Origin of the sequence: Actinoplanes sp. NPDC049681 (genome assembly GCF_044465265.1) — a bacterium.
In the GTDB taxonomy this organism is placed as follows: domain Bacteria; phylum Actinomycetota; class Actinomycetes; order Mycobacteriales; family Micromonosporaceae; genus Actinoplanes.
In genome coordinates this window covers 179566-192270 of record NZ_JBITLP010000002.1, presented here as the reverse complement: position 1 = coordinate 192270, position 12705 = coordinate 179566, and the positions used below count along the sequence as shown (strand labels likewise).

Below are 12705 nucleotides of genomic sequence, written 5' to 3'. Positions count from 1 at the left end.
TCGCCGGGCCGGCGATCAGGAGACAGAGGACGGAGAGCAACACTGCCGAACGGCGAGCCATGCGTCCGAGCATAGGACGCGGCGGCCGCCTTCGATGTCCTTGTCCACAGGGGCCGGAACGACCGGCTCAGCGCTGACGCCTGAGCATGAGGCCGACGACCAGGCCGCCGATGAGCAGGACCACGACGGCGGCGCCGGCTGCGAACACCAAGGGGCTGGTCCGCCGGGTCTGCTCGGCTGCTGCCGGCTTCGCGGGGGCCGGATGCCGATCCGTCGAAGGGGAAGCAGTCGCGAGCGGGGGCACGTCGGCGGTCAGCGCCTTCAGCAGATTCAGGCGTCCGTAGCCGTAGCTGTCATCACGTCCCGGAGCTCCCGCGTCCGTCGCGGTTGCGGTCAGCCGATGCACCACCTCGGCCGCGCTGAGGTCGGGGTATTTCGCTCTCATCAGAGCGGCAGCTCCGCTGACCAGGGCCGCCGCCTGACTTGTGCCGCTGCCCAGCTGATAGCCGGATTCGTAGATACCCGTCGTGGCGATGTCCACGCCGGGTGCGGTGATATCCACCTGCGACCCCGTCACCGAGAACTCGGCGACCTTGCCGTTGCGATCCGTCGCGCCGACAGTCAGAACCTCCGGATACTTCCCCGGATAGTCATCCCCCGCCGCGTCCTTGTTCCCCGAAGCTGCGACAAGAACGATGTCGGCGGCCTGGGCTGCGCGGATCGCGTCCCGCAACGGGACGTCGTCGCTGGTGCCGAACGACATGTTGATCACACCCGCCCCCCGCTTCTTGGCGAAGGCGACCGCCTCGCGCATGTAGCCGGAGCTGGCGTACCCGTCGATGGGCGCACGAATGGGGAGAATCTTGGCGGCAGGGGCGATCCCCAGCACGCCGTCGGAGGTGCTGTGGCCCCGGGCGGCGATGATGCCTGCCATCTCCGTGCCGTGGCCGGCCAGATCCTCCCGACCGTCGCCCTTGGCATTCGGATAGACGTCAAGGCCCGGCAGCACCGCCCCAGCCAGGTCACGATGCCGAACGTCCACCCCGGTGTCGATCACGGCAACCGTGACACCGCGCCCCTCGCTCAGACCATGGGCCCGGCTGACCTCAAGTGCCTTGAGGTACCACTGCCGGTCCCGTATCGAGTCGGCAGCAGCCGGGGTTGCCGTCGACCCGACCAACCCCGCCGCCGCGAGCAGGAACCCCGCGATTCGCCCGGCGCGCCGCACGGAGGTCACGAGGGCAAACCGATCACGCCGGGACCTGGATCGTGGCGCGGCGGACGGGTGTCCGGGGCGATCACCGGGTCGACGCCGTGCCGCACGTCCCACGCCTGATCAGCCTTGCCGGCGATCGACTCGTCGTCGGTGCCACCCTTACGTCCGCGCTGGCCCGGCGCCGTCTGTGCGAGCGGCTGACCCGCCGCTCCGCGGCCGCCGACGCCACCCCGGGCGGTACTCGGAGACCGGGTCCCCGTCGAGGGCGCCCCGAGAACGGTGCCCGACGGCATGGCGGTACGTACCGAGACGGCCTGCCGTCCTTTCAGCGCACCACCACCGAGAGACACGGGCGTAAGGCCACCACCGGTGCCCCTCCCCGGCGTGACACCGAAGAGACCACCGCCGCCGATCACCGTTCCGGGCAACGTCCCGCCGACCGAGCCACTCGGAGCAGTCGCCACGGGAGGCGTGAGCGGGCCGGCACCCGGCGCGGGCACCGTGGAGGGCGCCGGAAGAACTCCAGCAAGGTCGATCCCTGTGCGACGAGAGTCGTCGGCCGACGGTCCCGTGCCGGGCGGCAGCTGGCCGTTGTCGCCGGCCGGGATACGCGTCTCCGCAGGTGGATCGTGGGGTACCGGTACCGGGACCGGCGTCGCCCGGACAGATCCCGTGGAAGATCCGGTTCCTTGCCCACCGGATTTCGTGCCGCCACCGCCGATGGGTTTGTCGACGCCTCCGCGTGGCCGACTGGGGTCGTAGAGCTCTGGGGGCTGGATCTGGGTGCTGTGATCCGCGATGGCGGCTTCCGCTTTGCGCATCGCCTGACGGGCTTTGTCGTCGTACTCGTCCTCGGCGTGGTCCGCCCAGCGGGGAATGAGGTCGCCGCTGACTTCCTGACGCACCTCCACCCAAGGCTGGACGGCGGCCTGTGCCTCACTCAAGGCCTCAAGGATCCCTCGCAGTCCGGCACGCGTGTCCTCGGCACGGGTAAGCGTGTGCGCCATGGACTCGGCGAGGACGTCCATGCGCTCCAGGAAGACGCGAGCGGACGCGTTGTCGGCCGGCGACCACACGGCCGCCAGGTTCTGGCTCGCTTCGAGCAGGCGACGGTGCTGGGTCCGGACGTCATGAGCAAGTCCGTCCCACGACAGGACGCGGTCCGCACCGGTGCAGGCGTCCTCCTGCTCGAGCATCGACCAGATGGCCGGCAGGTTGTACGCGTCCCAGTTGGCGCCCGCCATCAGAGAGCCCTTCCCTGTTCGACCTCGGCGGCCTGGGCCACAGCCCCTTGGAGCAGCGCATCGATCCGCCGCTGGGCCGCCTCGGAGGCCATGTCGGTGGTGGCGAACTCCTTGGCGATCTTCTCCGCCACATCCGCGAAAATCATCGCCATCTGCCTGTACGCCCGCAGATTCGCGTCCGTGTTCGCCAGCGCCTCCGCATAGCGGCGCTTCGCGTCGAGGACCGTGTCTCCCGGGATTCTGGCGCCGAAGACCACGCCGTGCTGGTGCAGGTCGGCGCCTCGGTTCGCGGCGGATGCGAAGCCCTTGTCGGCCTCCGCGCGCATGCCTTGCGCGAACTCGCCCACCTGCTCCGTGTCTATCCGGATACCGTCCGGCATCTTGCCTCCCCGTCGCCGCGACACCACAGCATATCGATAGATCTGTACCGATGTATGCCGGATATCGCCGTCGCCGCGCTTGTCACACGTACGGCGGGCGCCGGGCGTTCAACGGCGCGGGAGCGTACCTCCTGCCTGACCGTCATGTGGCTTTTATTGGGTCCAGACAGCTACCGGACTGAAAGGTACCGAGCGCTCCCGATCGGGTTAGTTTTGTGCCGAATTCACAGTCGACTGTCAGGCCAATGTTCAGACAGAAACGGGGAGCACCATGTTTTCGGTTACGCGTCTTGTCGCCCTGTCGGCGGCCGCCGCCGTCACGATGATCGTCCAGATTCCGGCCACCTCGGCCGCCGCGACGCCGCCGGCCGGCGGAGGTTTCAGCGGTGTCGCCGGGGATTTCAACGGTGACGGGCGCGATGACATCGTGACCTTCACCCGCGGATCCGCCGCCGACGTGTACGTCGCCCTGTCCAACGGCGCGGGCTTCGTGGGCACCGGCTGGAAATGGCATGACTATTTCGCGGCCGGAACGGAGACACCGTTGGTGGGCGATTTCAACGGTGACGGGCGCGACGACATCGCCACCTTCACCCGCGGATCCGCCGCCGACGTCTACGTCGCCCTCTCCACCGGATCCTCCTTCTCCGGAACCGGCTGGAAATGGCACAACTACTTCGCCGCCGGCACCGAGATCCCCGCCGTCGGCGACTTCAACGGCGACGGACGCGACGACATCGCCACCTTCACGCGTGGCACAGCGGCCGACGTCTACGTCGCCCTCTCCACGGGTTCCTCTTTCTCGGGTACGGGCTGGAAGTGGCACAACTACTTCGCCGTCGGCACCGAACTGCCCTCCGTGGGCGACTTCAACGGCGACGGGCGCGACGACATCGTGACCTTCACGCGTGGCACAGCGGCCGACGTCTACGTCGCGCTCTCCACGGGTTCCTCTTTCTCGGGTACGGGCTGGAAGTGGCACAACTACTTCGCCGTCGGCAGCGAGATCCCCGGCACCGGCGACTTCACCGGCGACGGGCGTACCGATATCGCGACCTTCACCCGCGGTTCGGCCGCGGATGTCTACGTGGCCCGTTCCACCGGCAGCTCGTTCTACGGCACCGGGTGGAAGTGGCACAACCTGTTCGCGGTCGGCTCGGAGATTCCGCAGCCTGGAATCCTCTGGTGAGGTCCTGATCCACACCGTGACCGGTGGCGCCGAGCCGGCGTCACCGGTCCACCATGAGAACGGAACTGCGCATCGTGCCCGACATCGCCCCGGCCCGGCCCCGCGTCTCTTCCGGCGCCGCCTTCTTCGACGACGACGGCCGAGTGCTGCTCGTCGACCCGGTCTACAAGGACTTCTGGAATCTGCCCGGCGGCGGTGTGGATGCAGGCGAAACCCCTCTGGCCGCTTGCGTACGGGAAGTGCGCGAGGAATTGGGCCTCACGCCTGCGATCGGTGCCCTGCTGGTGGTCGCGTGGACGCCCGACGGGCCGGACGGCAAGCTGTTCTTCGTCTTCGACGGCGGCATTCTCCCGGCCGCCGACCGGGCCGCGATCGTGCTCAGCCCCGGCGAATTGGGCAGCCACGCGTTCGTGACGGCGGAGCAGGCGCACACCATGCTGCCGCCCACACATCGGGCACTGCTCGCGGAAGTGCTCCGCGCCCGGGCCGACGGAGCGACCCGCTATGTGGAGGTGACCTCGTAGCCCGGATTCAAGAGGCGGCGCGCAGTTCCATTCCTCTGCCGTCAGCGCCGGTGAGCACCAATGTGTCGCCCGTAATCCGATAGGACACCTGGTCGGCGAGCCGGCTGCGGACGGCCTCGTCCAGCGCATGGAGCGGCTGGGCGCACTTCCGGGCCCGGGTGGTGAGGGGGGAGAAAGAGATCGCGTCCTCCCCCACCGACGCCGCGCCGGAGAACTCCGTGCAGCCCGTCGCACCCGTCACCCGGCCGTCGCGGAAGGTCAGGTGCACGTCGGCTCCGGCCGGGAGCGACGAGGCCGCCGAGCCCTCGAGCAGCGACTCCAGCGACCAGCGCGGCCCCGAGAGCGGCTGGTCCGGCTCGGCGGAGCGTACGTCGACCAGCCGCAGCCGGTCGGTTCCGGTGCTCAGCACGAGTGTGCCGGCGTCGAACTCCCAGTGGGGGCGCGCCTGGAGGAACGCGGTCAGCCAGGCGTCCTGCTCCATCAGCTCCGGCGAACAGGCCATCAGCGTGCCGCCGACATCCGTCACCACGAGCCGGTCACCCTCGACCGCGAGCTTGCCGGTGAGATGGTTGCACCCACCCTCGGCCGCGAGCGTGCCCGGCCGGAACGTCAGTCGCACGCGGGTGCCCGCCACGAGCCTCGCGCCCGGATCGTCCGCCGAGACGAAGGTGCGGTCCGCCAGCTCGGAGCCCGAGGGAGAGGGCGCGGCCGCATCGCCCTGACCACCGCATCCCGCCATCGCCATGATCGCCACCACCGCCAGGAAGTGCCACCGTCTGGTAGTCATGCGGGCTGAGACGGCATTCGTACCCGCACCGTTCCCATGATTTCCCGAACGATTCCACGGCGAAGACCCCGGCGGCATTGCCGAGGTCTTCCGGTTCACCGATCGAACGTCACGCGGGCGACAGTCCCTCCGCGTAGTCGTAGAGGCTCTTGATGTCGTCGTCGAAATACGGACCGTCCATCTGGTTCGGGTCGTCGTGCCGGTGACTCACGACGCTGTTCGTGTAGCCGAGACCGTTCTGATCGTTGTATTCCTGCAGCCACGGTCCACCGCTCGAACCCTGGGTCATGTTGCACCAGGCCCGCACCTGCTGGTTGTGGCCGTTCCACGTGGTGCCCTGGCAGAAGTACTGGATGTCGCCCGGGAACCCGCCGGCGACGGGGTAGCCGAGAATGGTCACCGAGACCGAGTATCCCCAGTTCCACCGCAGGCCGTTACCGCCGACCGTGTCCACGACCTTGGCGTTGTAGATCCCGCCGTTGTTCATGATCGCGATGGCCATGTCCTCGTCGCTGTTGCTGTTGTTGATCCACGCCGTACGGGTGGTCAGGTTGCCCGCGACGAACCGGCCCACCGGCTCGCCGGCCTGCCGCTTGCCCGGCACGAAGATGAAGTTGGAGTACCAGCCGCCGCCGGCGCCGGCGTGCACGCAGTGCCCCGCCGTGATGACGAGCCGGCGCTTTCCGCTGTTCAGGGCGCTGGCCGAACACTGGCCGGTGCCGCCGGGCACGGAGACGTACACCTTGCCGACGGTGATGGACTGGTTCAGGGCGGCCAGCCCGAGCTTGGGCACGGCCGGGGCGACGCTGCCCGCCTTGCCCTGCGGCGCGGCCGGGGCACCGGTGCCCGCGGCGTCCGGCACCTTGAGGTCCAGATCCACGGCGGCGGCCATCCGCGCCGGGGTCCAGTACGCCTCGACCGCGGCGATCGCGGCCCGGTCGGTGACCGCCTTGCCGTCGGACGTCCGGGCCACGGTGCTGACGTTCCCGGACACCCCCGCGGACGGCTGGGCCTGGGCGGCCACCGCGCCGGCGACCGTCAGGGCCAGGCTTGCCCCGGTCACGATCACCGATCTGACGATTGATCTCATGCGGCTTCCCTTTCTCGAGAGCCATTCTGTCAACCGATCCTATAGATCCATTTATATGAATGGTTGTCCGAAGGGCGACTCGAGAATATGGGCGTTCGATGAATCAGATCTACGCCATCGGCATCGTCGCCGTAAATGGATCTCGAAAAAGGCCCGGAATAACACCTCAAACCGGAATCATCCCCGAACGGGGATCCGCGGCCAAAGTGCGCCGGGCCGAACAACCGTCCATTCGGGAGATTCGGCCGGAACCGGCTTGAGGATCCCCCGGGACGTCAGACTCGCTCGATCGTGGCGTTCCAGGCGGGGGCGCCGTGGGAGTGGTGCCGCGTCTCGATCCGGTCGGCCTCGATCCCGGCGACCCGCCATCCGCTGCCGTCACCGAACGCGGCCCGAAGCTCGTCCTTGCCGACCGGGTGCGGGCCGGTGTCGGGACCGCCATCGCTGAAGCACAGCACGTAGAGGTGTCCGCCGCGCTCGGTGACGGAGGCCAGGCTCTCCACGTAGCGTGGGCGCTCTTCACGGTCGAAGGTGTGGAACAGCCCGCAGTCCAGGACCGTCCGGAAGGCGCGCCCCAAGCGCTCCAGACGAAACGCGTCAGCCACCTCGAACTCCACGTCGAGCCCGCGCCGGCCGGCGTTCTCCCGGGCCAGGGCCAACGCCGTCTCGGCCACGTCGACGCCGAGCACCGGCAGCCCCAAGGAGGCGAGGTGCAGGGCATTCTCGCCGCTCCCACAGCCGGCATCGAGCACCGGTCCGGAGAACCGGCCCGCATCGGCGAGACGCACGACCGCCTGCTGCGGCCGCCCGATGTCCCAAGGCGCGGGCCCATCCCGGTACGACGCGTCCCACGGCAGACCGGTCATCCGCTCATGACTGGTCGGGGCCCGCCCACCGTACGAATCGTCCGAACTCACGACGTCACCCCGCCAGCACACGCGCTTCGGTACGGCCACTCGCCGTACCGGACTTCCGCACGGCCACCAGGTCCAGTCGCCCGTCGCCGTTCCAGTCCGCGATCTCCGTCTCGTCGGCCACGCCCAACGAGGTGCGAGCCCGCACCAGATCCCGCCGGAATTCCGATGCGCCGTCGACCACCCGTACCTCAGTCTTTGCCTTTGCCTTGCCGGACGTGCGCACCGCGACCAGGTCGAGCTTGCCGTCACCGTTCCAGTCCGCGATCTCGGTGTCGTCCGCGGAGCCCAGCGCGGTGACGGTCTCGGCGAGGTACTGCCCGAAGCCCGCCGCACCGCTCAGAACCCGGATTTCCACCTTGCCACTCGCTGTGGCGGACCGCTGCACCACGACAAGATCGAGCTGCCCGTCGCCGTTCCAGTCGGTCATGGAGAAGGACTCATTCGCGTCGGTCGGCCCGAGCAGAGTGGTGCTCTCGAGGAGGAAGCGCTGGAACCCGGAAGCACCGTCGACGACCCGCACCTCGGTACGGCCACTCGCCGTGCCGGACCGCTGCACCACCACCAGATCGAGCCGGCCGTCGCCGTTCCAGTCCGCCATGGAGAACGCATGCCGCTCGTCCGTCGGGCCGAGCACGGTGCCGGTGTGCAGCAGCAGGTGCTGGAAGCTCGACGCGCCGTTGGGCAGGGCCGACGTCGCGTCGAGGATGAACAGCTCGGTGCGCCCGGTGCTCGTACCGGAACGCTGCACGACGACGAGGTCCGGGCGGCGGTCACCGTTCCAATCGGCCATCGACATGTCGAACCTGGCGTCGGTGATGCCAAGCCCGGTAGCGGCCGCCATCAACGTCCGCTGAAAAGGCCCGGTCTTTCGCTCCTTCGGCGCCTCCGCCGGGGCCTTCTGCGACCATAACCGAGCCACGATCAGCTCTGCGTCGTGCGCCTCAGGCGCGTACGCGAGAGGGAAGGCCGACCCCTGCACCCGCTGGCAGATCTGTCCGATGTCTCCGGTCAGCCAGCCGTCGAAGGGATGCTTGCGCATCATCGCGTTGAGAAAGGCAAGGGTGGAGAAGCGCGGATCGACCAGCTGGCCTGGCCTGCCCCAGCCCTGCGACGGCCGCTGCTGGAACAGCCCGAGGCTGTCGTGATCGGTCGCGACGGTGTAGTTGTGCAGCGTGCTCTCGGCAATGGCCGCGGTCACGGCAATAACCGCGGCGCGCTCATTCAGCCCGCGCGCACGGACGTTGCTCACGATCGCGCGGGCGCAGGAGATGTTGTAGCCGGAGACGGCCTGCCCAAGGCGTACGCCATTCATGCCGGGGCGGACGGTCGCCGCTACCGCCGTGTCGGCTGCGGAGACACCCTCGGGTTGGCAGGGCGCGAACGGGGTTGCCGCCGCGGCGATCGCGGGTTGGACCGCGGCGAAGAGCGTGGCGGTCATGACAGCGGAGATCAGGGCTCTACGCCCGCGCCGACGGTCCACAAGAGTCACCGGACCCGCTGCCATGTTCAGTCCCCCTGCCTGATGGCTGCCTTGCTGCCCCAAACCTGCCATATGCCGCGGCCCAGGGGAAAGACGGTCCACCTGGGAGCTGCCTGAGAAGACGGCTTCATCGACGCATTGCGGTCCTTGTGGCCGTCACCGATGGGGTTCAAACCGGCGCAGCATCGAAGCGGCCATCCTCGGCAGCCACCTGCCACGTGTGCTTGTCGATCGTCATCAGGCGATCGAACTGCCGGTCCAGCCCGAACTCGTACCGGACCTCGTCCTCGGTCTCCGCGACCTTACGCCCGACCACCATCCATGGCCACGGTTACTCCACGGTCCGGAGTCCGAAAGCGTGCTGCGCTTCGCGGCGTCCCGCTTCGGCAGGTCGGGAAGAACAACTGCGGCAACGAGCGCGACGGCACCGACAAGGCCGAGCCAGCTTCCGCCGAGATAGTCGATCGCCGCGTCATAGGGAAAGGCGTCTTCGGGTAGGTCTTGTCCCGCCACCAACGAATGGGCGATTGCCGTCCCACTACCGAGCATCACCATCACCAGGAGGATCCCGAGCACGCCGGCGGTGATGGCGAGCGGCCGGCGCCATCGCGGGAAGCACCAGGAAAGGGCGGCCAGCACGAGCAGGAGCGCCCAGTCGGCCACCATTTCGATGCGAGCACCCTGCAGCCCTGCGAATCCGTACGTCCTGGCCTCGCTCCTCGCGTACGTCAACGGGCTTCCCAGGACGACCTCATTCAGGCCCTCCGGGATATGCAAGCGAACCCACGGCGCCCAGACCGACCCGACGCGAGTGCCACCCCGATCGCGGTCAGCCCGCACCGCCACCATCCCCCAGCGCGACGTCGATCCACGCGCGCATCATGCCAGCCACCTGACGCCTGACATGATCAGTAGTTCGGCTTCGCGCCCCAGCTGATCGGCTAAAGACCTTCACGGCGGTTCGGCCGTAGGGTCACCCGCATGATCGGCATCATTTCCGTGGCTACGGTGCGCCATCGGCACAGGATCCTGCTGCTCGGCGCCCTCATGGCGTGCGGAAACGCTCTGGCCGTGAGCTTCGCACCGTCGGTAGCCCAGCACCTGTTCCTGCCCCTGCTCGCCATTGTCTTCGCGTGGGTGACAATGGCGATCCTCAGCTTGCGGATCAGGCCGGCGCGCTTCGTTCTGGCGCCGCAGGTCCGAGGATTCCTCACGCCGGCGGCCGCATGGCCGGTATATCTGGCCTTGAGTTGTCTCGTACCCCTGTCCGTCCAGCTCGGCGCGCTCATGCGCGCCGGAAGGCAGGAGGATCTCTGGTGGCCGGAGCCGATTTTCGACAGTCCTTGGCTGATCATCGTTGCGCTCTTGGTTGTTGAGGCCTGGCGAGGCCACGGTGCGCAGCTGCGCCCCGAGGGAGTGCGGCAGAGCTATGCCCTGGGTTCGCTCGTGATTCCCTGGGAGGCCGCACCGATCGCTTACCTCGCCCCGCGGACCAAACGGCCCATGACGCTACGACTCGGCTACGCGGAACCTCAGTTGGTTCGACGGATCGGCTTTCCGCTGAGCCGACACGCATTGCGCACCGACAATGTCGATGCCACATTTCTCTCCGCCGCGATCCAGCACTACGTCGACCACCCTGAGCACCGCACGGCCATCGGCACCCAAGAGGAGTACCGGCGGCTGTTGGCAGAGCTGTCAGGATCGGATGGCCAGCAGCAGGCAAGGGAAGTCGGCACCGATCGTCAAGCAGATGCTGGACGGATCCCTCAAGCCTCGACCAGCCCGATTACGCGTTCGGGGGACGTGTAGGACGGCGGCGTGGACCCCTCGGCGCCATTCCGCCGAGCGGACAGGACAGCGGAGCAGGCGCTGAGTGGGGCGGGACTCGAACCCGCGACCGAGGCAGTACCGGCAGTGCGGGTGGATGCGGCAGCGCTCGCAGCTCCGAAGCCGTCCGTCGACCGGTTCGCCTTCGTTCGGCATCGTCGGTTGCTGTATTTCGCTGCTGTACGGGCACCGGTCTCATGCGCTTGGCAGACTCCGCTGCTGCGCTGTCAGCGGGGGCTCAGGTCGAAGCCCAGTGGCCCGCACATGACGAGGTCGAGCATCATGCCGATCCCCGTACCGAGCAGCATCCCGAGGCCAAACCGTCGGGTCCCTCTGTTGATGGCAACAATCGTGCCGGCTACCACGGACATCAGCAGCACGCCAAATCCCAGCAACACGGCGAGTCCTACGCCGAGCTCTCGGTAAGCCTGGGACTCTTCCGCCTTCCGAGATGCCCACGCGAACACTGCCAAAGCCCCGACCTGGGGCACCAAGCCGGTAGCGAAACTCCACAAACCCCGTCGGGGTTGTGACGTTCCTGCATCCGCATCTGAGTCCATGTCATCTCCGTGCCTCACGGTGCCGATTGCCTGTGCCGGGCCGACAGCGGGCCGCCACCCTGCGACAGCGTCTCTACCGCTGACAGCTAAGGAGACAAAACCGGCCCCCGATCACCCGCCAGATGCGCTTGTCTCGACATGGGCTACCACACGTCCCCCAGCGGCGAACTGGCCGACATCGACGTCGACCCATGCGACGCCACGGCTACCGCAACCCGGTCACCACCGCATGGACACCCATAGCCGCCGACGCCACCGGGGCCACCGGGGCCACCGGCCGATGACCAGCTCGACGCTGCCTCTCACACCCACCACCACTGCCGTTGTGGGTGCGGGGGAGAACGCCGAGGCTCGCCGTGGACCTCCGTCCGCCGGCTCGAGCACCGCGACGCCCAACTCGGTTTGGACCCGGGCGAGGTCGCCACCGCCCGCCGCCGGGTCACCTACGGGGACTTACCGGACTGGCTCGACCACGTGTCTGCCGCCGCGTGTACCCGCCCGCTCCGGCTCTCCGGGATGATCGACGTGAAGAACCCGGACGCGTCGATCATGCACACGGTCGACACAGACCTGTCCCCGGCGACGTTGGCGACCTACGACTACGTGGCTCGCTGCTATCTCTCCAGGCGCGTCAGGTCCATGTTTGGTGGAACGAGGTCGGGCGTTCGTGCGGGTGCTGCGCGGTCGGCCGATGCTGCCGGGATCGTCGACCACATTCGGCGAGTGCTCCGGCGGCACTGCCCAAGCGGTCATGGACGCGTACGCGCCCTCCAAATCGGCCAAATCGGTCTGTCTACCGACGATCCGCCCGCACAAACGGAAGGCATGGACCAGTGAGGAGGCCCGACGATTTCTGGAATCCGCCCACGCCGACGGTGACCGGCTTTACCCCCCCTACGTTCTCGTCCTGGCTCTCGGGCGCGACAAAGGTGAACTGCTCGGGCTCGGCTGGGACGACGTTGATCTGGACACCGGAACAGTCGCGCGCCGCACCAAGACCGCCTCGTCCGATGCGATCTTGCCTTTGCCGCGGATCTGCGTTACGACGCTCAAGGAACACCGCGAGGCACAGATAGTCGGCGAAGAGCAGGCGGGTGCGGCATGGCAAGACAACGGGCTCGTGTTCACTACCAGGTTCGGCATGCCGATCGAGCCACCGCCGCGACGTGGTGAGCCTGCTTGCCCGCGTCCACACCTACCCATACCGGCACCAAGCCCTCCTCCCAAACCACCGGATCCAGGTCACCTCGGACGACCCCGCCGGCAGTTCCTTAGCAGGCGACGACTCGCAGATCTCAATCAGCGGCCAAGGCATCCGGGGGCTGGCTGGGCGGCCGCTCGTCCATGGCCACCTGACGGCAAACGACCTTGAGCCACACCCAACCAACCCGGCGGCCCGGAACATCATCCAGACGCAGGAACCCTATGGAACGACCTTGGCGCCCTGAGGCAGATCTGCTCGGCTTCGCCTGGGACGACGGCGGGCGG

Annotated in this window: 12 protein-coding genes; 3 read left to right on the top strand and 9 right to left on the bottom strand. The window is 68.1% G+C overall.

Annotation, left to right across the window (positions count from 1 at the left end):
* Nucleotides 1–127 precede the first annotated feature (127 nt).
* From mycP to ACIBO8_RS06250, 3 genes are read right to left on the bottom strand one after another with little or no spacing between them, the layout of a single operon-like run.
* Nucleotides 128–1237, bottom strand: coding sequence for a type VII secretion-associated serine protease mycosin (gene mycP / locus ACIBO8_RS06260; RefSeq protein ID WP_396114057.1), 1110 nt, complete (start codon nucleotides 1235–1237; stop codon nucleotides 128–130).
* Nucleotides 1234–2412 (bottom strand): hypothetical protein, encoded by a 1179-nt coding sequence (locus ACIBO8_RS06255; protein WP_396114056.1) that lies wholly within the window; start codon nucleotides 2410–2412, stop codon nucleotides 1234–1236. Before ACIBO8_RS06255 ends, mycP begins: the two co-directional genes overlap by 4 nt.
* A 47-nt stretch (nucleotides 2413–2459) precedes the next feature.
* Nucleotides 2460–2840 carry a hypothetical protein gene (locus ACIBO8_RS06250; protein ID WP_396114055.1) on the bottom strand — a complete coding sequence of 127 codons (381 nt, stop codon included), beginning with the start codon at nucleotides 2838–2840 and terminating at the stop codon, nucleotides 2460–2462.
* A gap of 271 nt (nucleotides 2841–3111) precedes the next feature.
* Between ACIBO8_RS06250 and ACIBO8_RS06245 the strand changes: the two genes are divergently transcribed.
* Both ACIBO8_RS06245 and ACIBO8_RS06240 read left to right on the top strand, forming a co-directional pair.
* The gene (locus tag ACIBO8_RS06245) at nucleotides 3112–4029 is read left to right on the top strand and encodes an FG-GAP repeat domain-containing protein (RefSeq protein WP_396114054.1); all 918 of its coding nucleotides are present in this window, start codon (nucleotides 3112–3114) and stop codon (nucleotides 4027–4029) included.
* Nucleotides 4030–4082: 53 nt separating this feature from the next.
* Nucleotides 4083–4553 carry an NUDIX domain-containing protein gene (locus ACIBO8_RS06240; RefSeq protein WP_396114053.1) on the top strand — a complete coding sequence of 157 codons (471 nt, stop codon included), beginning with the start codon at nucleotides 4083–4085 and terminating at the stop codon, nucleotides 4551–4553.
* A gap of 7 nt (nucleotides 4554–4560) precedes the next feature.
* Here the strand turns inward: ACIBO8_RS06240 and ACIBO8_RS06235 are convergent, their stop codons facing one another.
* The 5 genes from ACIBO8_RS06235 to ACIBO8_RS06215 form a co-directional block, all read right to left on the bottom strand.
* Nucleotides 4561–5340, bottom strand: a complete 780-nt coding sequence (locus ACIBO8_RS06235; protein WP_396114052.1) for an META domain-containing protein — start codon at nucleotides 5338–5340, stop codon at nucleotides 4561–4563.
* A 109-nt stretch (nucleotides 5341–5449) separates the two neighbouring features.
* Entirely contained in the window at nucleotides 5450–6463 is a 1014-nt protein-coding gene (locus ACIBO8_RS06230; RefSeq protein WP_396114051.1) for a trypsin-like serine peptidase, read from the bottom strand.
* A gap of 242 nt (nucleotides 6464–6705) precedes the next feature.
* Nucleotides 6706–7347 (bottom strand): class I SAM-dependent methyltransferase, encoded by a 642-nt coding sequence (locus ACIBO8_RS06225; protein WP_396114050.1) that lies wholly within the window; start codon nucleotides 7345–7347, stop codon nucleotides 6706–6708.
* Nucleotides 7348–7351: 4 nt separating this feature from the next.
* On the bottom strand, nucleotides 7352–8785 hold the full coding sequence (locus ACIBO8_RS06220; protein ID WP_396114049.1) for an FG-GAP repeat domain-containing protein: 1434 nt from the start codon (nucleotides 8783–8785) through the stop codon (nucleotides 7352–7354).
* 279 nt (nucleotides 8786–9064) lie between these two features.
* Nucleotides 9065–9493 (bottom strand): hypothetical protein, encoded by a 429-nt coding sequence (locus ACIBO8_RS06215; RefSeq protein WP_396114048.1) that lies wholly within the window; start codon nucleotides 9491–9493, stop codon nucleotides 9065–9067.
* Nucleotides 9494–9808: 315 nt separating this feature from the next.
* Between ACIBO8_RS06215 and ACIBO8_RS06210 the strand changes: the two genes are divergently transcribed.
* Nucleotides 9809–10639, top strand: coding sequence for a hypothetical protein (locus ACIBO8_RS06210; protein WP_396114047.1), 831 nt, complete (start codon nucleotides 9809–9811; stop codon nucleotides 10637–10639).
* Between the two features lie 245 nt (nucleotides 10640–10884).
* Here ACIBO8_RS06210 and ACIBO8_RS06205 read toward each other — a convergent pair whose 3' ends face one another.
* Complete coding sequence (locus ACIBO8_RS06205; protein ID WP_396114046.1) at nucleotides 10885–11055, bottom strand: hypothetical protein; 171 nt, start codon at nucleotides 11053–11055, stop codon at nucleotides 10885–10887.
* Between the last annotated feature and the right edge of the window lie 1650 nt (nucleotides 11056–12705).